The 24,445-nt window shown below is 67.4% G+C and carries 20 protein-coding genes and 2 pseudogenes; 18 read left to right on the top strand and 4 right to left on the bottom strand.

The window, feature by feature from the left end:
• The first annotated feature begins 2 nt into the window (after window positions 1–2).
• From MLP_RS11750 to MLP_RS11740, 4 genes and pseudogenes are all read left to right on the top strand, one after another.
• The gene (locus MLP_RS11750; protein WP_013863309.1) at window positions 3–845 is read left to right on the top strand and encodes an ABC transporter permease; all 843 of its coding nucleotides are present in this window, start codon (window positions 3–5) and stop codon (window positions 843–845) included.
• 53 nt (window positions 846–898) lie between these two features.
• A pseudogene (locus MLP_RS29485) lies at window positions 899–1,321 on the top strand (ATP-binding cassette domain-containing protein); the annotation flags it as partial.
• A 6-nt stretch (window positions 1,322–1,327) separates the two neighbouring features.
• A complete protein-coding gene (locus tag MLP_RS29480; RefSeq protein ID WP_407939013.1) occupies window positions 1,328–1,912 on the top strand; it encodes a TOBE domain-containing protein in 585 nt (194 codons plus the stop codon).
• 120 nt (window positions 1,913–2,032) lie between these two features.
• Entirely contained in the window at window positions 2,033–2,437 is a 405-nt protein-coding gene (locus MLP_RS11740) for a TOBE domain-containing protein (RefSeq protein WP_013863307.1), read from the top strand.
• Between the two features lie 95 nt (window positions 2,438–2,532).
• On the opposite strand, the gene MLP_RS11735 is transcribed toward MLP_RS11740, so the two are convergent.
• On the bottom strand, window positions 2,533–2,742 hold the full coding sequence (locus tag MLP_RS11735; protein WP_013863306.1) for a TOBE domain-containing protein: 210 nt from the start codon (window positions 2,740–2,742) through the stop codon (window positions 2,533–2,535).
• A 939-nt stretch (window positions 2,743–3,681) separates the two neighbouring features.
• Here MLP_RS11735 and MLP_RS11730 point away from each other — a divergent pair.
• The 13 genes and pseudogenes from MLP_RS11730 to MLP_RS26300 all read left to right on the top strand — a co-directional run bounded on the left by MLP_RS11730 (window position 3,682) and on the right by MLP_RS26300 (window position 18,945).
• On the top strand, window positions 3,682–4,596 hold the full coding sequence (locus MLP_RS11730) for a LysR family transcriptional regulator (RefSeq protein WP_013863304.1): 915 nt from the start codon (window positions 3,682–3,684) through the stop codon (window positions 4,594–4,596).
• 519 nt (window positions 4,597–5,115) lie between these two features.
• The gene (locus tag MLP_RS11725) at window positions 5,116–6,369 is read left to right on the top strand and encodes an NAD(P)/FAD-dependent oxidoreductase (protein WP_013863303.1); all 1,254 of its coding nucleotides are present in this window, start codon (window positions 5,116–5,118) and stop codon (window positions 6,367–6,369) included.
• A 36-nt stretch (window positions 6,370–6,405) separates the two neighbouring features.
• Complete coding sequence (gene hglS / locus MLP_RS11720) at window positions 6,406–7,899, top strand: 2-oxoadipate dioxygenase/decarboxylase (protein WP_083844014.1); 1,494 nt, start codon at window positions 6,406–6,408, stop codon at window positions 7,897–7,899.
• Between the two features lie 67 nt (window positions 7,900–7,966).
• Window positions 7,967–9,496, top strand: coding sequence for an L-piperidine-6-carboxylate dehydrogenase (gene amaB, locus MLP_RS11715; protein WP_013863301.1), 1,530 nt, complete (start codon window positions 7,967–7,969; stop codon window positions 9,494–9,496).
• A gap of 120 nt (window positions 9,497–9,616) precedes the next feature.
• Window positions 9,617–10,510, top strand: a complete 894-nt coding sequence (locus MLP_RS11710) for a metallophosphoesterase (RefSeq protein ID WP_013863300.1) — start codon at window positions 9,617–9,619, stop codon at window positions 10,508–10,510.
• A gap of 115 nt (window positions 10,511–10,625) precedes the next feature.
• Window positions 10,626–11,012, top strand: coding sequence for a PPOX class F420-dependent oxidoreductase (locus tag MLP_RS11705; RefSeq protein ID WP_013863299.1), 387 nt, complete (start codon window positions 10,626–10,628; stop codon window positions 11,010–11,012).
• Between the two features lie 77 nt (window positions 11,013–11,089).
• Window positions 11,090–12,097 (top strand): proline racemase family protein, encoded by a 1,008-nt coding sequence (locus MLP_RS11700; protein ID WP_013863298.1) that lies wholly within the window; start codon window positions 11,090–11,092, stop codon window positions 12,095–12,097.
• Window positions 12,098–12,186: 89 nt separating this feature from the next.
• Window positions 12,187–12,489, top strand: a pseudogene (locus MLP_RS29475) (LysR substrate-binding domain-containing protein); the annotation flags it as partial.
• Between the two features lie 37 nt (window positions 12,490–12,526).
• Entirely contained in the window at window positions 12,527–13,771 is a 1,245-nt protein-coding gene (locus MLP_RS11695) for an NAD(P)/FAD-dependent oxidoreductase (RefSeq protein ID WP_013863297.1), read from the top strand.
• A 61-nt stretch (window positions 13,772–13,832) separates the two neighbouring features.
• Complete coding sequence (locus MLP_RS11690) at window positions 13,833–14,732, top strand: dihydrodipicolinate synthase family protein (protein WP_013863296.1); 900 nt, start codon at window positions 13,833–13,835, stop codon at window positions 14,730–14,732.
• Between the two features lie 16 nt (window positions 14,733–14,748).
• Window positions 14,749–15,822: a proline racemase family protein gene (locus MLP_RS11685; protein ID WP_041789985.1), complete on the top strand. Its 1,074-nt coding sequence runs from the start codon at window positions 14,749–14,751 to the stop codon at window positions 15,820–15,822.
• A 494-nt stretch (window positions 15,823–16,316) separates the two neighbouring features.
• On the top strand, window positions 16,317–17,675 hold the full coding sequence (locus tag MLP_RS11680) for an NAD-dependent succinate-semialdehyde dehydrogenase (RefSeq protein ID WP_013863294.1): 1,359 nt from the start codon (window positions 16,317–16,319) through the stop codon (window positions 17,673–17,675).
• Window positions 17,676–18,009: 334 nt separating this feature from the next.
• A complete protein-coding gene (locus MLP_RS26300) occupies window positions 18,010–18,945 on the top strand; it encodes a hypothetical protein (RefSeq protein WP_156821126.1) in 936 nt (311 codons plus the stop codon).
• A gap of 146 nt (window positions 18,946–19,091) precedes the next feature.
• Here MLP_RS26300 and MLP_RS11670 read toward each other — a convergent pair whose 3' ends face one another.
• The 3 genes from MLP_RS11670 to MLP_RS11660 all read right to left on the bottom strand — a co-directional run bounded on the left by MLP_RS11670 (window position 19,092) and on the right by MLP_RS11660 (window position 22,803).
• Window positions 19,092–19,793 carry a GntR family transcriptional regulator gene (locus tag MLP_RS11670; RefSeq protein ID WP_013863292.1) on the bottom strand — a complete coding sequence of 234 codons (702 nt, stop codon included), beginning with the start codon at window positions 19,791–19,793 and terminating at the stop codon, window positions 19,092–19,094.
• Window positions 19,794–19,902: 109 nt separating this feature from the next.
• Complete coding sequence (locus tag MLP_RS11665; RefSeq protein ID WP_013863291.1) at window positions 19,903–21,234, bottom strand: aspartate aminotransferase family protein; 1,332 nt, start codon at window positions 21,232–21,234, stop codon at window positions 19,903–19,905.
• Between the two features lie 45 nt (window positions 21,235–21,279).
• Window positions 21,280–22,803, bottom strand: a complete 1,524-nt coding sequence (locus tag MLP_RS11660; protein WP_013863290.1) for a CoA-acylating methylmalonate-semialdehyde dehydrogenase — start codon at window positions 22,801–22,803, stop codon at window positions 21,280–21,282.
• Window positions 22,804–22,855: 52 nt separating this feature from the next.
• On the opposite strand from MLP_RS11660, the gene MLP_RS11655 reads away from it, so the two are divergent.
• Window positions 22,856–24,445: a PucR family transcriptional regulator gene (locus MLP_RS11655; protein WP_013863289.1), complete on the top strand. Its 1,590-nt coding sequence runs from the start codon at window positions 22,856–22,858 to the stop codon at window positions 24,443–24,445.

The raw sequence follows: 24,445 nt of genomic DNA, 5'->3' as shown, positions 1-24,445 counted from the left end.
TAGTGACCCAGGACAGCAGGGCAGACCAGTCGCGGGGTCGGCGCCACCAGCGCCGGCCCCGCGTCTATTCCGGTCTCCCCCGCTGGGTGTTGGTCCCGGCCGGGCTCGGTGCGGCGTTCATCCTGCTGCCGTTGGTCGCCATGACCATCAGGGTGGACTGGACCAGGTTCGGCGAGCTGATCACCAGCGAGTCCTCGAGGGCCGCGCTACTGCTGAGTCTGCAGACCTCGCTCAGCTCCACGGCGTTGTGCGTCGTGTTCGGCGTCCCGATGGCGATGGTGCTCGCCAGGGAGCAGTTTCCCGGCCAGCAGCTACTGCGCTCGCTGGTTCTGTTGCCCCTGGTGCTGCCGCCGGTCGTCGGCGGTATCGCCCTGCTCTACACCTTCGGCCGTCGCGGCCTGCTCGGCCCCTCTCTGGAGTTCCTCGGCATCCACATCGCCTTCTCCACCGCGGCCGTCGTCCTGGCTCAGACCTTCGTGGCGCTGCCCTTTCTGGTGGTGTCCCTGGAAGGCACGCTGCGTACGGTCGGAGCCAGGTTCGAGCTGGTCGCGGCCACCTTGGGCGCCCGCCCGTCGACGGTGCTGCGCAAGATCACCCTCCCGCTCGTCTTGCCCGGACTGGCTTCGGCCGCGGTGCTCTCGTTTGCCCGGGCGCTGGGTGAGTTCGGGGCCACCATCACCTTCGCCGGGAGCCTGCAGGGCGTGACGCGTACGTTGCCCTTGGAGATCTATCTGCAGCGGGTCGATGACCCGAATGCCACAATCGCGTTGTCTCTGGTGCTTGTCGCGGTCTCGATCCTGGTCACCATGGCGACCGCCAAGATCTCGGAGAAGGCGATGATATGAGCCTGGAGTTCTCCGCCACCCTGGCGCAACGAGACTTCGACGCTGACCTGGAGATCCGCTCCGGTGAGCGGGTCGCCATCCTCGGCCACAACGGCTCGGGCAAGTCGACCCTGTTGAGCATCCTCGCGGGCAGTCTCCGACCCGACCGAGGTCGAGCCGTGCTGGACGGCCGGGTGTTGTTCGACCTCAGCCCCCGTAGGCACCGGTGGTTGCCACCGCATGCCCGCGGGATCGCGCTACTGGCCCAGGATGCGTTGCTGTTCCCGCATCTGAACGTGATCGACAATGTCGCCTTCGGGCCGAAGGTGGCCGGTCGATCCACCGCTCAGGCACGCGCCAGCGCGGCGCGCTGGCTGGACGAAGTGGGCGCGGCGGAGTTCTCCGATCGGCGGCCGAGCCAGCTGTCCGGCGGTCAGGCCCAGCGGGTCGCCATCGCCCGGGCGCTGGCTGCCGAGCCCGACCTGCTTCTCCTGGACGAGCCGATGGCCGCCTTGGATGTTGCGGTCGCGCCGTTGCTGCGCCGCGTCCTCGGTCAGCTCCTGGCCGAGCGGGCGACGATGATCGTCACGCACGACCTGCTGGACGCGCTCTTGTTATCGGAGCGCATTGTCGTGCTGGAGCAGGGCAAGGTCGCCGAGTCGGGGCCGACGGAGGAGGTCCTGCGCCATCCGCGTACCCGGTTCACTGCACGGATCGCCGGACTCAACCTGGTCCGGGGCAGCTATCACGCCAACGCCGTGGTGGATGGCGACGGGCTCAAGATCCAGGGCTCGGTCAAGGAGGGCGCGGCGCTCGGCCAGGGTGAGCCGGCTGCCGCGGTGTTCTCACCGGCCGCGGTATCCATCTTTCTCGACCTGCCCGGCGGCAGCCCTCGCAACAACCTGTCGGTGACCATCGCCGAGCTCGAGCCGTTGGGCGATCTGGTGCGCGTGCGCAGCGAGGACGCAGCCGGCCACTTCCTGTCGGCCGACGTCACCCTGGGCTCGGTGAGCGAGCTCGACCTCTATCCCGGGCGAGTGGTCACGTACTCGATCAAGGCGTCCGCAGTGACCATCTATCCCACCTGAGCGGCTTCCCCGATTTCTGGCTATCTGTCCCCCTCACACGTGGACCAATGACCAGAATCGTGGACCTCAGGCCGCCTAGCGGGACTGATTCGGGACCGACCGCGCCGGTATGCTCTCGGCGTGCCGAAGCTACGGATCCGCGATGCCGCCGCCTTCCTCGGCGTGAGCGATGACACCGTACGACGCTGGATCGACCTGGGCACCCTGCCGGCCGAGACCGACGCCAGCAACCGCAAGGTTATCGACGGCTACACCCTCGCCAAGTTCGCCCAGACGCAGGCCCACCCGATGGCCGACCCCTCCCGGGTCTCGAGTTCGGCCCGCAACCGGTTCGTCGGACTGGTCGTCGGGATCATCACCGACAAGGTGATGGCCCAGGTCGAGCTTCAGTGTGGTCCGTTCCGCGTGGTGTCGCTGATGTCCAGCGAGGCGGTCCGCGATCTCGGGCTGGAACTCGGCTCGGTGGCCGTGGCCGTCGTGAAATCGACCACGGTGATCATCGAGACGCCTCGCGACGAGCCCTGACCTGGCAGCCTGATTCCGACTTCGCACCAGCTAGTGCCACTGCCCGGTACGCGTGGTGCGCAGTCGCAGGGAATGGTGCGAAGTGGGAGCTGGCGTCATTCGACGCCAAGCATTACCTCGGTCGCTTTGACCAGTGCGACCACCGGCTGACCGACCTGGAGATCGAGTTCCTCGGCGCCATCCCGGGTGATCGCCGCGGTGACGGTCTGCCCACCGCCGATGTCGACCTTGACGATCGTCATCACGGCACCGACCTCCACCTCGGCCACGGTGCCCTTCAACTGATTCCGCGTCGACAAACGCATGCTCTTTCCAGACCTCTCTGCCTGACCACACTCATCCTGACTTGCTGCCACCTTAGTCAATCCCCACATCCCCAATCCCGACTTCGCACCACCTGCTGCTACTGCGCACCAAGTTCCGTACACCTGGTGCGCAGTCGCAGCCAACGGTGCGAAGTCGATGCGGGATCTCGGCGGTCGGCGGTAGAGGCGAGTGCAGGCAAGTCCCGTTCGGCCTGCCCGCTCGGCGCACGCAGGTCCTCGCGAGAAGGAGTTCTGGCACCTGATTCGGCCGTGAACAGGTGCCTTGCCTCCTTCTCGATCAGCGATCCCACCCGACAGAGCCAGAAGTCGTCGCTCCGGCGCTGATCTGTGGTCCCGCGGCGCGAGAGGTACGCCGCACACGCCCGGTCAACGACCGTCCTTGGCCCCGCGGCGCAAAACGTACGCCGTGCACGCCCGCTCAGCGACCGTCCTTGGCCCCGCGGCGCAAAACGTACGGCCGTGCACGCGCAGCTGGTGGTCGTTGGTGGCCCGGCGGCGCGAGAGGTACGCCGTGCGGGCCCGGTCAGCGGTCGTCCGTGGCCCCGCAGCGCAAAACGTACGGCCGTGCACGCGCAGCTGGTGGTCGTTGGTGGCCCGGCGGCGCGAGAGGTACGCCGCGCACGCGCAACTGGTGGTCATCGGTGGCCCGGCGGCGCAAACCGACTCAGCATCCCGTCAGAGCCGCGTACATCTTGGGCCCGGCTGCGCCAGCCGAACCGGCGACCGCAGGTCACACCACCCCAATCCCCACTGCGCACCAGCTGATGCAACTTCGCACCCCGCGTACCCAGTGCGCAGTCGCAGGAAATGGTGCGAAGTCGGGATCGGGCGGCGGGCAGGATCGGGGCGGGGCGGGCAGGATCGGGCGGCGGGCACGGCTGGCGAACACCGCGGTGCGCACGTCATGCTGAAGCCCTCATGCTGAACCCCTTGCATCTGCGGACGTTGTCGGTCGTATTGCGCGCCGGTTCGTTCGCCGCGGCCGGCCGTCAGCTCGGCTACAGCGGCTCGGCGGTGTCCCAGCAGATGGCAGCGCTGGAGACCGAGAGCGGCTTGACCTTGTTCGAGCGCAGCGCTCACGGCATTCGGCCGACGCCGGCCGCCGCGCTACTGAGTGAGCGGGCCACCGACACCTTGGGCGCCCTGGCCAGCTTGGAGGACGCGGTACGCGAGATCGCCACCGGCACTCGCGGGCGGCTAGGACTTGGCTGCTTTCCGACCGCCAGTGAGGTGCTGGTGCCGGACGCGCTGGCTCGGTTCGCGCGCACCTTCCGCCACGTCGAGGTCCGCTTTGACGATGGGGAGCCCGACGTCTTGGTGCCGCGCTTGATCGAAGGAGGTCTCGACCTCGTCGTGGCCTACCGCTACGACCTCGTTCCGCGGCTATGGCCGGCCGGCCTGCGACGCGTCCCCCTGGTCGCCGAGCCCGTGAAACTGTTGGTCCCGGAGAGCTACGACCGTTCCGCCGCAGCGGAGCTGCGGTTGGTGGACTTCGCAGACGCATCTTGGATCACCACCCGCGAGGGCACCGCTGGGGCGCTGGCGCTGGAGCGAGTCTGCGCCACCGCCGGTATCGCACCGCAGATCCGCTTCCGGTCCAACGACTACGACGTGGTACGCAGCTTCGTCCGGGCCGGCTTCGGGGTCGCCGCCGTCCCTCGGCTGGGCTTCATCGGCCGCTCGGGTCTGCACGCGCTGGAGATCAGCGATCTGACGCTGCGTCGCCGCGTCGAGGTGCTCACGCCCGCCGATCGACGCAATCCGGCGGTCGACGGCATGATCGCCGCACTCCAATCGGCAGTGGCAGCGCTCCCGATATCGGACTATCCCTAGGACGTGAGCGGGAAGATGACGTGCCCGGCGTGCGGAGGAACGATGAGTGAAGGCAACGCTTCACCGCCTTCACGAAGAGCGACGACGTAGCCGGTGAACGCACGTCATCGTCGCGAACGGACCCGTGACAGACGTGAGCGGGAAGATGACGTGCCCGGCGTGCGGAGGAACGATGAGTGAAGGCAACGCTTCACCGCCTTCACGAAGAGCGACGACGTAGCCGGTGAACGCACGTCATCGTCGCGAACGGACCCGTGACAGACGTGAGCGGGAAGATGACGTGCCCGGCGTGCGGAGGAACGATGAGTGAAGGCAACGCTTCACCGCCTTCACGAAGAGCGACGACGTAGCCGGTGAACGCACGTCATCGTCGCGAACGGACTCATCGAGAGCAGCGTAAGCAATCCTTGGGCTGGGGTGCGGAAGTGTCGCGTTCCGGGGGTGGTCCCGGGATTGACACCGTGCCAGGCTGGCGTCCGTGCTCGCCACCGGTCCCGACGTCGAAAGGGAGAGAACGCGATGACGACCAGTGACCAAGCCATCGGCGTACCGGCCGATGCAGCAGAGCGACTGGAGCATGCGGGGCGACTGGAGCACGTGGTCCCGCTCGGCAACCCGGTTGCACCGCTCCCCGACACCGTCGAGGTCGCCGTGATCGGCGGCGGCATCATGGGCGCCAGCATCGCGTACCACCTGGCCGAGGCCGGAGTACGCGACGTGCTGGTGCTGGAGCGCAGCAGTCTGGGCTCTGGTTCTTCGGCCAAGCCGCTCGGCGGGGTCCGCGCCACCTTCTCCGATGCCAACAATGTGCTGCTCGGCCACCGCAGCCTGGCCGCCTTCGAGACCTTCGAAGCCCGGTTCGGCACCCCGATCGGCCTGCATCAGGTGGGCTATCTGTTCCTGTGCCGCACCGAGGCTGAACTCGCCGCCGTCGAAGACAGCGTCCGGTTGCAGAACTCGCTCGGCTGCAACAGCCAAATAGTCAGCCCGGCGGAGGCGTACGAGATCAATCCGCTGATCGACCCGGACTGCCTGCTGGGCGCCTCATTCTCGCCACGCGACGGGTATGCCGAGCCGGCCCAGGTGGTCGCCGGCTACGCGGCCGCAGCCACCCGGCTGGGTGCCACGTTCGCCGAGTTCACCGAAGTGTTCGACCTTGCCACGGACGTCGACGGGACCCACCGCATCACCACCCAGCGCGGTGGGATCCGAGCGAACGCCATCGTGATCGCGGCTGGCGCCTGGTCCACCTGGCTGGGTGCGAAGGTTGGCCTGCATCTGCCGGTCGAGGGCGTACGCCGCCAGATCGGCTTCACACCGCAGCAACCGACACCGCATCCGACCGTGCCCTTCACGCTGGATCTGTCCACGACGCTGTATTTCCACAACTACCGCAACGGCCTGTTGCTCGGCATCTCCAACCCGGACGAGGAACCGGGCATGTGCCGGGAGTTCAGCTACGGCTGGACCAGGGCCTTCGATGATGCCGCCCGGATCGTGGCGCCGAGCCTGGCCGGACAGCCCCTGGTCGGTGGCTGGGCGGGACTGTACGAGAACACGCCCGACCATAACGCCATGATCGGCAAGGCCGACGTGCCTGGCGTCTTCTACGCCACCGGGTTCTCCGGCCACGGGTTCCTCCAGGGGCCCGCCGTCGGCGAGCTGGTCCGCGATCTCTATCTCGGCAGGGAGCCGTTCATGGACCCGGCACCCTTCAGCGCCAACCGCTTCAGCGACCAGGGATCGCTGTTCCACGAAGTCCACATCATCTAGTCCATCTCTATGCTTCACCTGAAAGGCATCGTCGTCATGACCAGCACGACCGAGTGCAGCGGCTCACTCACGTTGGACCCGCTCTCGTCGGACCCGCTCTCGTCGGACCCGCTCTCGTTGGACACCGTGTCGTTGGCCGCGCTTCGTGCCGAGTTCGCGCTGCGGCTCGCCGAGCTGTACGGCAACGAAGTGCCGGCCTACAACACCCTGGTCGAGGTGTCCCGAGAGGTGAACACCGACGTCGCGGCCGCGCAGGGCGTACGAGCCGAGCGACTCGGCAGCATCGACCGGGTCACCGCGGAACGGCACGGCGCGATCCGGGTCGGATCGCCACGCGAGCTGGCCCAGGCGGCCCGCGTGTTCGCCGGCTTCGGCATGCATCCGGTCGGCTTCTATGACCTGCGGGATGCCTCCAAGAGCTCCGTGCCGGTGGTCTCGACCGCGTTCCGGCCGATCGACGCGGATGAGCTGGCGAAGAACCCGTTCCGGGTGTTCACCTCCATGCTGGTCACCACCGACCGCCGGTTCTTCGACGCCGACACCCAGGCGCGGCTGGAGGAGTTCATCGACGCCCGGACCCTGTTCGGTGCCGAGCTGCTCGAGTTGGCCGACCGCTCTGCCGAGCGTGGCGGCCTGGACACTCTCGACGCCGAGCGCTTCGTCGAGTTGGCCACCGCCGCGTTCGAACTGTTCACCGAACCGGTCGACCACGACTGGTATTTCCATCTCGAGGAGATCTCCGCGGTCGCCGCCGACATCGGCGGCGTGCCGTCGACCCACATCAATCACCTCACCCCGCGAGTGCTCGACATCGATGCCTTGTACGAGCGGATGGAGGCGCGCGGCATCACCATGATCGACGAGATCCAGGGCCCGCCGGATTGGGAGGGTCCCGACGTCCTGCTCCGCCAGACGTCCTTCAAAGCCCTGGCCGAGGAGCGCCAGTTCCGGCATGCCGACGGCTCGGTCCGGCCGGGCTCGCTGCGGGTCCGGTTCGGCGAGGTCGAGCAGCGCGGGGTCGCCCTGACAGCCAAGGGACGGGACCTGTACGACCGGATGGTGGCCGAGACCGATGCCCGGCTGGCGACGGCCGCAGCGAATGGCACCACCCGGGTCGAGGTAGCTCGTGAGGTGTGGCGGGAGAATCTGCCCAGCACTGAGTGCGAGCTGGCATTGCGAGGGTTGGCCTTCTTCACCTACGCAGTGACGCGAGCGGCCCGGTTTGGCGAGGCCCACGGAGGGGACTCCACAACGCTGGGTGAGTTGATCGAGAGCGGGGTGCTGCACCCGGAGCCAATCGTCTATGAGGATTTCCTGCCGCGCTCCGCCGCGGGTATCTTCCAGTCCAATCTGACCGACGAGGGCACCCGCGACGACGAGGAGCTGGGCACGGCGTACGACATCGAGAAGCTGTCGCAGGTGATCGGCCGGCCGATCGCGGATCCGACCGCCCTCTATGCCGCCCAACAGCAGGCCTCGCTGACCGCGGCCGCCCAGGCGCTGGGCCTGCGCAGCATCATTGTTGACTGAGTCCCGCGACGTTGACTGAACACCACCCGACTGAACACCACCGACTGAGAATCACCAAGGAGATCACATGAGCACCGAGTTCCCCAGCACGACAGAGATCGCCGACGACGTCCAGCGGGCGCTCAAGGCCATCGGCGTCGACACCGAGGCCATCGCCGGCGATGTCGAGGTCCGCACTCCGATCACCGGTGGCGTGATCTTCTCGGTCCGGACCCAGACTGCCGACGACCTCGATGCGGCGGTGGCGGCGGCAGCGGAGGCATTCACGGTGTGGCGCGAGGTGCCTGCCCCGGTCCGTGGCCAGCTGATCAAGCGCTGGGGCGAGCTGCTCACCGAGCACAAGGCCGACTTGGGCACCCTGGTCAGCGCGGAGGTAGGCAAGATCACCTCCGAGGCCCTCGGCGAGGTACAGGAGATGATCGACATCTGTGATCTCGCCGTCGGGCAGTCGCGGCAGCTGTTCGGCAAGACGATCTCCTCCGAGCGTCCCGGACACCGGCTGGCCGAGAGCTGGCACCCGCTGGGCGTCGTCGGGGTCATCTCGGCCTTCAACTTCCCGGTCGCGGTCTATTCCTGGAACACCGCTCTGGCGCTGATCGCCGGTGACACGGTGGTCTGGAAGCCGGCCGAGCCGACCCCGCTGTGCTCGCTGGCCACCGATGCTCTGCTGGCTCGCGCGGCCACCGATGTCGGTGCTCCGGCAGGACTGCATCACGTCGTGCTCGGTGGTCGCGAGATCGGCCAGCGATTGGTCGAGGACACCCGGGTCGCCCTGGTCTCCGCCACCGGCTCGGTCCGGATGGGTCGCGAGATCGCTCCCCTCATCGCGGGCCGGTTCGGTCGTGCGCTGCTGGAGCTGGGCGGCAACAATGCCGCCATCGTCGCGCCGAGCGCCGACCTGGACCTGGCGCTGCGCGGCATCGTCTTCGCCGCCGCCGGCACGGCCGGTCAACGCTGCACCACGCTGCGCAGGCTGATCGTGCATCGCTCGATCGTCGATCAGCTGGTTCCTCGGATCGTGGACGCGTACGGCACGTTGAGCATTGGCAGCCCCACGACCGACGGCACCTTGGTCGGTCCGTTGATCAACGAAGCCAGCTTCAACGCCCAGCAGGCGGCACTGGCCGCAGCCGTCGAGCAAGGCGGCACCGTGCTCTGCGGCGGCGATCGGGTGCTGGCCGACGAGCATCCCAACGCCTACTACGTGCAACCGGCCGTCGTGTCCATGCCGGCCCAGTCCGAGATCGTTCAGGCCGAGACCTTCGCGCCGATCCTGTACGTGCTCACCTACGACACCTTGGACGAAGCCATCGCCCTCAACAACGGCGTACCGCAGGGTCTGTCGTCAGCGATCTTCACCACCAACCAGATCGAGGCCGAGCGGTTCACCTCCGCCAGCGGCTCGGACTGCGGCATCGTCAACGTCAACATCGGCACCTCCGGCGCCGAGATCGGTGGCGCCTTCGGCGGCGAGAAGGCGACCGGCGGCGGCCGCGAATCCGGCGCCGACTCCTGGAAGGCCTATATGCGCCAGGCCACCAACACCATCAACTACTCCGGCCAGCTGCCCCTTGCCCAGGGGGTCGAGTTCATCTAGCTCAGTCGGAGCACGCCGAACGGCTGAACACACACTGCCGATACGCTGCTGAGCGTTCCGAATACACAGCGTGAGCCACGGGCACCACATCTCGAGCTGAGCGACGGCAGGCGAGTCGCGGTGATCGGCGACGTCAGCGGGCATCTGGAGACGTTGCGCGAGGAGTTGCGGAGACTCGGCGCCAATGCCGATGGCCGACTCCCCGACGATCTGGTGGTGGTCCAGGTTGGCGATCTCGTCCACCGTGGGCCTGACTCCGATCAGATCGTCGAGCTGGTCGACGACTATCTCAGCGATCAGCCGGACAACTGGATCCAGCTGATGGGCAACCATGAGGCGCTCTACCTCGGCACCACGACGTTCCGATGGCCCCAGCGGCTCAGCCCGCGTTCCGCGCGGACCGTACGTCGGTGGTTCTACACCGGGGCAATGATCGGGGCCGTCGCCATCCATGGCACCGACGAGTCGTTCCTGGTGACCCACGCCGGTCTCACCGGGCGGTTCTGGCACGACGTCCTCGGCGGACCCGCCGATGTCGGAGCCGCCGCCGACCGGCTGGCCACACTCGCCACGCACAAACCGGCGGTCTATGCCAGACCTGGCCATCTACTCGGCGGCAATCGGCTCAACCTCGGTGCCGGCCCACTCTGGGCAGCCGCCAGCAGTGAGCTGCTGCCGAGCTGGCGAGGCATCGAGCTGCCCTTCAGCCAGGTGCATGGTCACGGCAGCCCCATCGACTGGTCCTGCAACGATCTCAGCACTCGTTCCCCCGCTCACCATCCGGTGCTGATCGATCCCGTCGCCAAGCACACCAGCGTCGAACTGCCCGGCGGCCGGATCATCGGCGTCGACCCCGACCACGGCCGCCTGCACCCTCGTCAGCGCTGGCAAGCCTGGCTGGCACCCGATCCGATCACGGCACCCGATCCGATCACGGCACCCGGTCAGATCCCCGCACCCGGTCAGATCCCCGCACCCGGTCAGATCCCCGCACCCGCCCGGTTCACGATCTGACACAGCGTCCCTTGACGTGCCCACCAGGCGCGCCTAAGGTGCCCATTGTCTGTCAATAAGCATCTCTGAATCCAGGCTCAGCACCTGACCCACTTCAGCGCGAGGAGACTCACCCGTGGAACCACTGACCCCGCAAGCTCGTGAACTCTTGGCCGGGCCCAACTTCGCCATTGTCGCTACCACCAATGCCGACGGCTCGCTGCAGCAGACGGTCGTCTGGGCCAAGGAGCGCGACGGCGAGATCGTGTTCTCCTCCAACACGAGTCGGGCCAAGACCCGCAACCTCGAGCGTGACCCCAACGTCAGCGTGCTGGTCATCGATCGGGAGAACGGCTACCGCTACAGCTCGATCCGCGGCACCGCCCGGGTCGAAGAGGCCGGAGCCAACGAGTTGATCGACGAGCTCTCCCATGACTACGACGGCCGACCCTGGCCAGAGGAGCAGCCGTGGAAGCCGCGCAGCACCATCGTGGTCACACCCGCCCGGATCATCGAGCACTGATCGGCTCGTTTGCCGTCGAACTCTGACCGTCGAACTCTGACCGTCAACTCTGACCGTCAACCACCGAAGGGACTGCCGTGCGTGCCGATCACCTGTTCAAAGTCTTCGATATCCATTCCTCCGGTGCGCCCAGCCGGCTGATCATGTCCGGCATCCCGCCGCTCCGCGGTGACAGCGTGATGGAGAAGATGCTGGACTTCGCCGCCAACCACGACTGGATCCGGCACGCTCTCGTATTGGAGCCGCGCGGCAAGGACATGACCAGCGGCATCGTGCTGCAGCCGCCGTCCCGGCCCGATGCCGACGTCGGCGCGTTCTTCATAGAAGCCCACGGCTACCTCCCGATGTGTGGCAGCGACACCATCTGCACCGTCACCGCGTTGCTGGAGACTGGCCAGCTGCCCATCACCGGGGCCGAGACGGTCGTCCGGCTGGACACCCCAGCCGGGCTGATCGAGGCCACCGCTGCGGTCGAGAACGGGCGGGTCACCGGCGTCACCTTCGTCGGAGCACCGGCGTTCTGCCTGCTGCCTGACCAGCAGGTCACCCTGCCCTCGTACGGGACGGTGACGGTCGACATCTCCTACGGCGGCAACTTCTATGCCATCACCGACGCCGACCCGTTCGGACTGGAGTTGGCACCCGACACGACCAAGCCGGCCTCCCGGTTCGCCGGTGAGTTGCACCAGGCCGTGAACGAGCAGTTGGTGGTCCAGCACCCGGAGCTCGAACCGGTGCACGGTGTCACTCATGTCCTGCTCTACTCCGAGCCGGCCGATGGCATCGGCCCGACCAAGGACATGGTGGTCATGCCCAGCGGCATGATCGACCGCTCACCCTGCGGCACTGGCACGACGGCGAGGGTCGCCACTCTGCTCAGCAAGGGCCGGTTGGAGCTGAACGAACCCTTGGCGCACACCAGCGTCACCGGCGGTCAGTACACCGGGCGGGCGGTGTCGCGTGGCCAGGTCGGCCCGGTGCCCTCCTGCCGGGTGGCGATCACCGGCAATGCCACCATCACCGCGGACTCGACCATCTATGTTGACGACTCCGACGTGCTCGCGGCAGGCTTCCAGCTCACCTGAGCCAGCCCTCGCCTGCCCCGGGCCGACCACCGAGGCTCAAACCAAGCTAGAACCGGGCCAAGGCAGCCACATCGGCCGAGCTCGTCTGTCGGGCAGCCGGCTTCGAGCCTCAGGTCCGCTTCGAGTCAGCCGATCTGCTGGTTCACGCCCAACTGGTCCAGACCGGGCATGCCGCCGCGCTGCTTCCTGACCTCGTCTGGCGCTCCCGACCGCCCGGAGCGGACTGGATCCACCTACCGGGCGAGCCGCATCGCGATGTCTACACTGCTGTGCGACAGGGCTCGGAGACCCGCCCTGCGTTGGTCGAGCTGCGCAGCGTGCTCGCTGAGATTGCAGCCCGCCCCCCAGAGGATTCTCATCGGCAATACTTGTCAAATCACCTGATCGTCTGACAACCTACAGACGTCCAGTCCCGAGACGGAGGTCTCTTTGCACACTGTCATCGTCGGTGGTGGCGTGATCGGCCTCACCACCGCCTATCACCTGGCCCGCGAGGGCGAGACGGTCACCCTGGTCAACGCCCGTGCCACCGGGTTGGGTGCCTCGGATGTCAACGCCGGCTGGGTCATCCCCGCCGAATCCGCCCCGGTCCCCGGGCCCGGACTGGTGCTGAAGTCGATGAAGTGGATGCTGCATCGAGACAGCCCGCTCTACATCCGCCCGTCGCTGCGACCCGAGTTCCTGCGCTTCATGCTCGGCATGTGGCGGCACTGCAACGCCGCGGACCAGCGGCTCGGCTTCGAGGGCCAGCTTCGGCTGGCCCAGGGCAGCATCGAGACCTTTGATGACTACCAGGCCGACGGCATCGACTTCGAGATGCACACCGACGGCCAGGTGATGGCCTTCATGGAGAAGGTGAATCTCGAGCACCACCTGGAGATCTTGGACCTGGTCCGCCAGTTCGACCTGGAGCCGCAGGTCTTGATCGGTGACGACGTACGCGTCCGCGAGCCCAAGCTCGCCGACCGGGTCTACGGCGGCATCTATCACCCGCACGAACGACACCTCGACCCAGGCGCGCTGATGCGCGGGCTGCACAAGCGCCTGGTCGAGATGGGGGTGCAGATCGAGGAGCAGGTGGTGATCGACGCCGTCGATCACGACGATCGTCGGGTACGCACGGTGCGCGGCGGCGATCAAGTCTTCAGCGGCGACCGTTTCGTGCTGGCGGCCGGTGCCTGGGCCGGCCAGCTCTCTGCCCTGTTCGGGCATCCGTTGCCGGTGCGGCCCGGTAAGGGCTACTGCGTCGACCTGGCGCCGTACGGGCTTCGCCAAGCAGTGAACCTGGCCGACGCAAAGGTCGCCGTCACCCCGCTGGCCGGCCGTCTCCGGCTGTCGGGAACCATGGAGTTCGGCGGGCTGGACGAGGACATCAACCCGGTTCGGGTAGCGGCGATCCTGCGCGCGCCCACCGCCTATTTCCGGGACTGGGAACCGCCGACCGAGCCACCTCAGGCCCAAGCGGGCTGCCGGCCGATGACCCCGGACGGCAAACCCTTCATCGGCCGACTGGGCACCTGCGAGAACGCGTACGTGTCCGCCGGGCACGGGATGATGGGCGTCACCCTGGCGCCCGGCACGGCCAGCGCTCTGACGGAGCTGATCCTCCGCGATCGGCTGAGCCCTGACCTGAACACCTTCAGCCCCAACCGCTTCTCCAAGGACAAGCACTGAGCACCGAGTTCGCCAAGTAGCAAGTAACCAAGTAGAAGTACTAGAGAGGAACACCCCCTTCATGTCCGACCTCGAGATCCGCGGCATCCTCGCCGCGGTCGTCACCCCGTTCACCGCCGATGGCAGCGCCATCGATGAGGACAACCTCCGCGCGCAGGTCGACCGTCTGGTCGAGGCCGGGATCCATGCGCTGGTGCCCACCGGCAGCACCGGTGAGTTCGCGTCGCTGAGCCTCGACGAGCACAAGCGCGTGATCGAGCTCTATGTCGAGGCCGCGGCGGGCCGGGTGCCGGTGATCGCCGGTATCGGTGGCCTTACCAACCAGATCACCATCGAGTTGGCTAAGCACGCGAAGCAGGTCGGTGCCGATGCCTTGATGGTGGTGCCGCCGTTCTACGAGCCGCTCGGTTTCGAGGACGTCAAGTTCTTCTTGACCAGCGTGTCCGAGGCCGCCGGTCTGCCGATCGTCTACTACAACATCCCCGGCATCACCGGTGCCAAGCTGTCTGCGGCCGAGCTCGCGGAACTGGGCGAGATCGAGAACGTCAAGTACCTGAAGGACACCTCCGGCGACGCGGTCTCCCTCACCGAGCTGCTGGTCAACCACAGCGACAAGATCAAGGCGTTCAACGGCTGGGACACGCTGACCTTCGTCGGCATCGCGAGCGGCGCCGAGGCAGCCGTGTGGGGTGCCGCCGGAATCGTGCCCGAGCAGGCCGTTGAGCTGTGGAACGTGCTCGCCGAGAAGAAGGACCTCGACGGGGGTCGTGAGCTGTGGGCGAAGCTGTGGCGGCTCGCCGACTTCCTGGAGAGCGTGAACTACATCGCCGGAGTGAAGGCGGGCCTCGAGCTCGTCGGCTCGCCGGCCGGCCCGCCCCGGCTGCCGGCCCGTCCGCTGTCGGACGAGAAGCGGGCGGAGCTCAAGGAGATCCTCGACGCCATCGGCGTCACCGCCTCCTGACGATCGGGAATTGATCATGGGGAATCGGATCGTCCTCGACGCGATCGAGACCCATGCCGAGGGCGAGCCCAGCCGGATCGTGACATCCGCCGCTGAGCTCGTCCTCGGCACCACCATGGCCGAGCGGTTCGCCTATTGCGTGGAGAACCTGCAGTGGCTGCGGCAGCTGCTGTTGCGGGAGCCGCGCGGCTATCCCGCTCTGTGCGCCGTCCTGCTGCTGCCGCCGGTGAACCCAGGATCACACTTCGGCATCGTCGTGCTGGAACAGGGCGGCTTCACGCCGATGTCCGGCAGCAACACGATCTGTACGGTGACGGCGGCAGTGGAGACCGGCCTGGTGCCGGTCCCACCGGGTGCCAGCAGCGTCGAGGTCGTCATCGACACCGCAGTCGGCACCATCCGGGCCACCGCGCATCTCGATGGGGCCAAGGTCCGTCGTGTGACTGTGGCCAATGTGCCGTCCTATGTCGTGGCGCTCGATCACCCGCTCGAGGTGTCGGAGATCGGCACGATCGGCGTGGACATCGTGTTCGGCGGTCAGTTCTTCGCCCAGACCGATGTCCGCAACCTCGGTCTGGAGCTGGATCCGCTCAAGGCCAAGGAGCTCGCACGGGCCGGCATCTTGATCAAGCTGGCAGCGCAGGAGCAGATTTCGGTTGCTCATCCGCTCAACCCTGGTGTCTCCGGGGTCGCTCTGGTGATGCTGCACTCGGGCGATCGGGTGCCTGGCGAGGTCTCCCGCAACACGGTCGTGATGAGCAACGGTCCGTTGCTGGCCGACGATCCGCGGACCTGGACCGGGGCTTTGGATCGTTCTCCGTGCGGCACCGGGACCAGCGCTCGGATGACGGCCCTGCACCGGCGGGGTCAGCTGGCGATCGGCGAGGACTTCGTCCACCGCAGCATCATCGACAGCGAGTTCACCGGTCGGCTGGTCGGTGAGACCACGGTCGGCGGGCAACCTGCCGTGCTGCCGACCATCACCGGCCGCGGCTGGGTGACCGGACGAGCCCAGTGGTATCTGGACGACTCCGACATCTTCCCGACCGGCTTCACCGTCGGCGACATCTGGGCACCGCAGCGCGACTAGGAGGTCTGCGGAGGGCGCGTACATCTTGTGCCGCGGGGCCACAGACGACCTGGAATCCCGCAGCAGCTGGGCACGCCTTGCGCCCGCGGGCCACATACGGTCACCAGCGGTCGGAGCCGAGTTCGTTCTCGCCACCTGCGCTACGAGAAACGGCGCGAGAAGGAGCTCTGGCACCCGATTCCGCAAGAATCAGGTGCCAGACCTCCTTCTCGATGGCCTGCCTTATGTCCTGATGTCCCAAGAGTCCGGCAATCGAGCCGCTGACCGGCCCGGGGTGGATCCCGACCGTAGCCCCCGGGCAGGCCTGGGTCACCGGCATCTATCAGATGGGGATGGACCCCTCCGACCCCTTCCCTCGCGGGTTCACCCTCAGCGACACCTGGCTCCGCCAGATCGATCAACTGCGGCCGGTCCACACCGCCGCCGAATAGTTCAGCATCCAACTCACCCACCGCGGCCCCAGCCAACCGGGGCCAATCCGACAGAAAGCAGCCATGAGCGAGTACGCCGTCACCAACCCCGCCACCGGAGAAGTCCTCCGCAGCTATCCCACCGCCACCGATGCCCAGATCGACGAGGCCGTCGCCAGCGCCTACCAAGCCAGCCGGACCTGGGCCCGGGGCACCACGGTGGCCGAACGTGCCGCGCTGGTGCACCGGGTGGCGGAACTACACACCGAGCGTCGGCAGGAGCTGGCCGAGATCATCGTCACCGAGATGGGCAAGCCGCTCGAGGAGTCGCTCTTCGAGGTCGACTTCGCCGCCCAGATCTACGACTACTACGTCGACAATGCCGAGGCATTCCTGGCCGACGAGCCGATCAACCTGCTGGCCGGCGAAGGCAGCGCGCTGATCCGACGCAGCCCGATGGGCGTCCTGCTCGGCATCATGCCCTGGAACTTTCCCTACTATCAGGTCGCGCGCTTCGCCGGCCCGAACCTCATCATCGGCAACACGATCGTGCTCAAGCACGCACCCCAGTGCCCGGAGTCGGCCGCCGCCATCCAGCGGATCTACGACGATGCCGGCTTCCCGGCGGGCGCCTACGTGAACGTGTACGCGACCAACGACCAGGCGGCAGACATCATCGGCGATCCGCGGGTGGCCGGGGTCTCGCTGACCGGCTCGGAGCGGGCCGGCGCGGCCGTGGCCGAGATCGCCGGACGGCACCTGAAGAAGGTCGTGCTCGAACTCGGCGGGTCCGACCCGTTCGTGCTGCTGTCCACCGACGACCTGGACAGCACGGTACAGGCGGCCGTCGATGCCCGGTTCGACAACACCGGCCAGTCCTGCAACGCCGCCAAGCGTTTCATCGTGGCCGAGGACCTCTACGACGGCTTCGTGGAGAAGATCGCTGCTTTGACCCTGGCCAAGGGCGACGGCATCGCGCCGCTCTCCTCCCTGGCTGCCGCCGAGCGGCTCGAGGCTCAGGTGCAGCGGGCCGTCGCCGGTGGTGCGACGCTGGTCGGTGGCGGCGAGCGGAGCGGCGCCTACTACCCGCCCGGCGTACTGACCAACGTACGCCCCGACAACCCGGCCTTCCGCGAGGAGTTCTTCGGGCCGATCTCGATGGTCTTCAAGGTCTCCAGTGAAGATGAGGCGGTCGAGTTGGCGAACGACACCTCGTTCGGTCTCGGCTCGTACGTCTTCACCACCGACCCCGAGCAGGCGGTCCGGGTCGCCGATCGGATCGAGGCCGGCATGGTCTTCATCAACGGCGTCCTGCTGGACGGCGTCGAATTGCCCTTTGGCGGCATCAAGCGTTCTGGCTTCGGCCGCGAGATGGGCCGCTACGGCATGGACGAGTTCATCAACAAGAAGCTGATCCGCAGCACCACTCCCCTCCCCGCCTGACCCAGTTCCAGGGCCCCAGTGGCGAGATCTGGTCGCGAAAGGACCATTTCTCGCCACTCGATCCCGCGGTTTCCTCCTGGCATTGTCGAGTGGCGAGTTCTGGTTGTTTCGCGGCACGTGAAAGGACAGATTCTCGCCTCTCGGCGTAAGACCTCATATCGAGTGGCGACTTCTAGCTGTTTCGCGACGTGGACCCTTTGAGTGCACACAGAATCCGCCTGTCGACACGACGCAGGTGTTGCCAGTTTCGACGGTGTGTTGTCTTTTTACGCGGAGTATTGTCCGTTTCGCCGAACTACTGGTGGGCTCGGGTCCAGCAGGTCAGGCTAGGCACATGCCAGCCCGCCGCAAGCCCTTGCCCCCGGAGTTGACCATGGGCGCCTTCGGCCCCAGCCTGGCCGCCGCGACTGGGGTTGAGTCGGGCGTCTTGCGTGGACCTGGCGTACGCCGGATCGGGCAGGGCCTGTTCCTGGCCGCCAGTTGTGACCCGACGTACCAAGCGTTAGCCGCGGCCTACTTAAGGGTTCTGCCGGCGGAGGTGACCGCCGTCGACGGCGTGAGCGCGCTGCGACTGTGGGGTGTCGAGGTCGGCACCGAGCGGCCGTACCGATATGTGACGACTGCGAAGCACCACTCGACTCGCCCTGAGGTGAGAGTTCGCAGGACGAGTCAGCTGCCACCCTGCCAGCACTCGGTGCTGCTGCCGTTGCCGGCACTCGTCGCAGCCCGGCGTGATCTGGACCTGCTGGGTCTGGTGGTTGCCGGGGACTGGCTGATCCGGGCGGGCTGGGCGACGCTGAGCGAGGTGCAGGCTGCGCTCGCCGCCGCGGAGGGGCGGGATTGTCGGCGGGCCCGACGCGCCGCCGAACTTGTTCGTGAGGGGAGTGAGTCGCCGCGTGAAACCCGGCTCCGGCTGCTCATGGTCCTGGCAGGGTTGCCTGAGCCCGAGTGCAATGTCGAACTCGGCGATGAGCGTGGATTCATCGCACGGGTCGACCTCTACTTGCGAGCATGGCGGGTGGCTGGGGAATATGAGGGTGATCAGCACCGCACCGATCCCGATACCTATGGAAAGGATCTGCGGCGGTACGAGCGCATCGTCGCGTTCGGCGTGTTGCCGGTCCGGGTCGCCAAAGCACATTTGAAGCGTCCGCGCGACGTCGTCATGCGAATCTATGATGCTTTGGTATCTCGCGGATACAACGGTCCGAGCCCGGTGTTCGGTCCAGAATGGTGCGACGCGTTCGAGCCGTGGCGCCGATCCACCTAATCCGCCAGAACTCGCCACTCGATTTGAGGTCTCACGCCGAGTGGCGAGAATCGGTCCTTTCACGTGCGTGCCGCGAAAGAGCGGAAACTCGCCACCCGACAATGCCCGGACGAAACCGCCGAATCGAGTGGCGAGTTCTGGTGCTTTCAGCGCTCGTCGAGCTCGGCCAGCATCGCGATCAGTTCTTCGGCACTGTCGACGGTGTGGGCTACCAGCGCCGCATGCACCTCGTCGAGATCGCCACCGAACAGCGCATCCACGATCCGCTCATGCACGTCATGAGCGCGTCGTGGGTCGTCGCGGGTCGTCTGGTCCCGCGCCAGGGCGATCGTGAGGTGGGCCTCGGTGACCGGCCACAGCCGGATCAGCAAGATGTTCTCCGAAGCCTCCCAAATGCGCCGATGGAAGGCGATATGGGCCTCATGTGCGGTGACCGGGTCGGCGTCAATAGGCAGCCGGTCATAGTCGGCCCAGGCCTCGCGAACCGCCTCCAGCCGTTGGCCGGACGTGTCGGCCAGGATGGCCTCCGCCGCCAGCATGTCCAGGGCCACCCGAGTGCGGGCGATGTCGATGATCGCCTTGGCGTCCAGATCCGCGACCCGCAGTCCGCGATAGGGCTCCTGGACCAGGAGTCCCTCCTGAGCGAGTTGGGTCAGCGCTTCCCGCATCGTCGGCCGGCTCACGCTCAGCGACGCCGACAGCCGATTCTCGGTGAGCTTCTCCCCTGGCTTGAGCGCGCCGAGCACGATGGCTCGGCGAATCTCGTTCATCACCGCGTCGCGACGGCTCACCGACGCGACAGGAGACAGCCCGGCCCGAGCATCTCGGCCGTCGGCGCGTACGGTCACCCTGCCTCCAATGAACCGCTCAGGGCGCTGCCGACCCCGCGGCATCACCTGATTGTCAGACACCGATCAGGTTAACACCCAGCACATGCCTGCGGGCAGGGAATCTGCCCTAGCAGAAGGTAGCAGCAAGAGCGGCATCAATGATGGCGATACCCTCCTCGGCTTCCTCGGCGGTGACCACCGCAGGCGGCACGACGTGCAGCCGGTTGGCGACCGCGAATGGGAGCAGCCCCCTGGCAACCAGCTCGGACTTGAGCCGGCCCATGGTCGCGTCGTCGACCGGGGTGCGGGACTCTTGATCGGTCACCAGCTCGACTGCCCAGAAGACACCGACGCCGCGGACCTCACCGATCGCCTCGTAGCGATCGGCCAGCGCGCGCAGACCCGGGCCCAGCTGGTAGGCGCCGATGGCCGCCGCGTTCTCGACCACGCCCTCCTCTGCCATCGCGGTCTGCGCGGCGACGATGCTGGCGGCCGCCAGCGGATGTCCGGAGTAGGTCAGGCCCCCGGGGAACACCCGCTCGTCGAACGCGTGCGCGATCGGATCGGAGATGATCACGCCACCGACCGGGACATAGCCGGAGTTCACGCCCTTCGCGAAGGTGATCAGGTCCGGGACCACGTCGTAGGCGTCCAGTGCCAGCCACTGACCGGCCCGGCCGAAGCCGGCCATCACCTCATCCAGGATGAACACGATCCCGTACCGGGTGGCGATCTCGCGTACCCCAGCCAGATAGCCGGCTGGCGGCAGCATGATGCCGGCAGTGCCGGGGATCGTCTCGAGCAGGATGGCGGCGATCGTCTCCGGACCCTCCAACTGCACCACCCGCTCCAGGTAGTGCAGCGCCCGGGCGCACTCCTCCTCCTCGGTGGTGGCCCAGAACTCCGAGCGATACAGGTAGGGGCCGAACACGTGCAGGTGACCGCGCGCGTACTCGTTCGGAATCCGCCGCCAGTCACCGGTGGCGACGATCGAGGCGCCGGTGTTGCCGTGGTAGGACCGGTAGCGGGAGATCACCTTGTCCCGCCCGGTCACCAGCCGCGCCATCCGGATGGCGTTCTCGTTCGCATCCGCACCACCGTTGGTGAAGAACACCTTGTTGAAACCCTCGGGCGCCCGCTCGGTGATCAGCCGAGCGGCATGCCCGCGGGTCTCGTTGGCATGAGCCGGAGCGATGGTCGCGAGCGTCGCCGCCTGCTCCTGGATCGCGGCAACCACCTTGGGGTGACCATGACCGAGATTGGTGAAGACCAGCTGGCTGGAGAAGTCCAGATAGCGCTTGCCGTCGAAGTCCCACACCGTCGAGCCCTGGCCGCCGGCGATCGGCAGTCCGCTGAAGGAGCCCTGGGCCGACCAGGAGTGGAACACCGAGGAGCGGTCACCCGTCAGCACCTCGGTGTTGCTCAAAGTACCGGTGGTGCTGCTCAGAGTCGCGGTCACGGGAGTCCTTTCGTCAGGTGTACTGCTACGTCACGTGCAGGTGGCTCAGTTGTTCTGGGGAAAGCCTAGATTGAGGCCGCCGTGGCTGGGATCCAGCCACCGAGTGGTGATCGCCTTGGTCCGGGTGAAGAAGTGCACACCCTCCATGCCGTGCGCGTGGGTGTCACCGAACAGCGAGGCCTTCCAACCGCCGAAGGAGAAGTACGCCATCGGCACTGGGATCGGCACGTTGATGCCGACCATGCCGACCTCGATCTCGTTGGCGAACCGACGGGCGGCGCCGCCGTCATTGGTGAAGATGGCGGTGCCGTTGCCGTACGGGTTGGCATGGATCAGCTCGACCGCCTCGGCGTAGCTGTCCACCCGGACCACCGAGAGCACCGGGCCGAAGATCTCGTCGGTGTAGGCGCTGCTGTCGGTCGGCACCGCGTCGAGCAGCGTGGGGCCGAGCCAGAACCCGTCCGCGCCGCCGTCGGCCTGCACCTGACGACCGTCCACCACGACGGTGGCACCGTCGGCCTCGGCCTGGTCGATGTAGGAGGCCACCTTGTCCCGGTGCGCGCGGGTCACCAGGGGACCCATGTCGCAGCCGCGGGTGCCGTCACCGGTCCGGATGGTGCGGGTCCGCTCGGCGACCTTGTCGACCAGGGTGTCCGCGATGTCGCCGACCGCCACCGCGACCGAGATCGCCATGCAGCGCTCGCCGGCGGAGCCGAAGCCGGCGTTGACCAGCGAGTCCGCGGCCAGGTCGAGGTCAGCGTCAGGCAGCACGATGGCGTGGTTCTTCGCCCCGCCGAGCGCCTGCACCCGCTTGCCGTGGGCGGTGCCGGTCTCGTAGACGTACCGAGCGATCGGGGTGGAGCCGACGAAGCTGATCGAGGCGACATCCGGGTCGGTGAGCAGCGCGTCGACCGCGACCTTGTCACCCTGCACGACATTGAAGACACCGTCCGGCAGACCGGCCTCGGCCCACAGTTGCGCCGTCCAGAGCACGGCCGACGGGTCCTTCTCGCTCGGCTTCACCACGACCGTGTTGCCGGCGGCGATCGCGATCGGGTAGAACCACATCGGCACCATGGCCGGGAAGTTGAACGGGGAGATGATGCCGACCACGCCGAGCGGCTGCAGCACGTTGTGCACATCGACTCTGGTGGAGGCGTTCTCGGTGAAGCTGCCCTTCAGCAGATGCGGGATGCCACAGGCGAACTCGACGACCTCCTGGCCGCGGCTCACCTCGCCCAGCGCATCGGAGAGCACCTTGCCGTGCTCGGCGGTGATGATCGCCGCCAGCTCCTCCTTGCGGGCGTTCAGCAGTTCGCGGAACCGGAACAGCACCTGCGTACGCTTGGTCAGCGAGGTGTCCCGCCAGGCCGGGAAGGCCGCAGCAGCAGCCTCGACCACGGCTCGTACGTCCTCGACGGACGCCAGCGCGAGCTGGCCGGTGACCTGTCCGGTCGCCGGATTCGTCACCGGCGCGGTGCGCGTGCTGGTTCCAGGAAACGACTTGTTGTCGAGCCAGTGGGCGATGGTCGGCTGAGCGTCAGTAGTCACGAGGTGATCCTCGCCCATCAGGTCAGAACAGAATATGAAACTGACCGACCAGATCTTTACACTATGTCAGGTGATCCCGAGCGTCCGCGATGTGCTCGCCATGCCGGTCATGGCAGCCGGCAACCCGTACGTGGTCGGGGGTGCCGCTCGGTTGGATCGACCGGTCCGCTGGGTGCACGTCAGCGATGCCAGCGACCTGACCGGGCTGCTCCAAGGTGGTGAACTGGTCCTGACCACGGGGCCGGTGTTCGCCGCCGATCGGGACCAGGTCACGGGCTATCTGCGGACACTGGTCGATCTCGGGGTGGTCGGGCTGATCGTCGAGCTGGGCACCCGCGTGAGCTCATTGCCGGCGTACGTGGGCGCGCTGGCCGACGAGCTCGGGCTGCCGGTGGTGGCGCTGCGCGAGCGGATTCGCTACGTGGATGTGACCGAGCAGGTGCACCGACTGATCGTCGCGGATCGCTATCAGGAGCTGCAGTTCGCCCAGTCCACTCACGAGACGTTCACGGCTCTCAACATCACCCGCGCGTCGCCACGAGACATCGTGACCAAGGCATCGGAGATCCTGGACGCCCCGCTGGTGCTGGAGGATCTGAACCGACATGTGCTCGCCTTCTGTCGCGCGAGCAGCCCGGCCACCACCCTGCTGGAGGGCTGGGCCGAGCGATCCCGGCGCAACGTGACCGTCGGCCGGAGCGGCTGGCTGGCCGTCCCGGTCGGGCTGGGCAACCAGCAGTGGGGCCGGCTCGTGTTGCCCACCGGCGCGGTGGACCGGGGCCGTGCCCGGATGGTGCTGGAGCGCGCGGCCCAGTCGCTGCAGCTGCAGCGAATGCTGGCCGAGGATCGCGATGCCCTGCTGGTCCAGGCTGCCGGTGGCCTGCTGGATGACCTGGTGAGCGGCCGTGTGAGCGATGACGCCGAGGCCAAGGCACGGGCCGGCGCGCTCGGCATGACCGCCAGCGCCTGCTACGCGCCGCTGGTGATCGCCGTCGCCAGTGAGCCCTCCCAGGACGTGCTCGCACAGGGAGCGGTCTATCGCCATGTGCTCGCGGCGGCACGGCAGCAGGTGAGCGCAGCGGGGTTGACCGCGATCGGATCCGTACGCCGAGAAGGGACCGTCGCCCTCATCATCGGCTGCCGGTCCGAGGCGACCGTGGACCGCACCCTGACCGCCTTCTGTGCCGGGCTGCAAGACCGCCTCGGTGTCCGGGTCGCCGCCCTCGACTGGGCGGCCGGCACGTGTTCCGCCGCGGCCGGCCTGGTCGCCGCCGCCGAGGGGCTCGACGAGGCCGAGCACGTCGCCGAGGTGGGCCTGGCCATGCCTGGTCCGCAGCGGCTCTACCGCTCCCGCGACGTACGCCTGCGCGGTCTGTTCGCGCTGTTGCGTGCTGATCCGCACGTCCAGTCCTTCGCCGACACCGAGCTCGGCAGGCTGGTCGACCATGACGCCCGCACCGGGGAAAGCCTCGTGACGGTGCTCCGCGCCTATCTCGACAGCGGCGGCTCCAAGAGTGAGGCGGCCGCGGTGACCGGCCTCAGCCGGCCGACGCTCTATACACGTCTGGCGACCATCGAGCGACTGCTGGGCGTGTCACTGGAGACTGCCGAGTCACGGACCTCGCTGCACGCCGCTCTGATGATCCTCGACAGGCGGTAG

This window comes from Microlunatus phosphovorus NM-1 (assembly GCF_000270245.1).
Taxonomy (GTDB): Bacteria; Actinomycetota; Actinomycetes; order Propionibacteriales; family Propionibacteriaceae; genus Microlunatus; species Microlunatus phosphovorus.
Note: the sequence above shows the minus strand (reverse complement) of the source record. Positions and strands in the feature narration are given on the sequence as shown.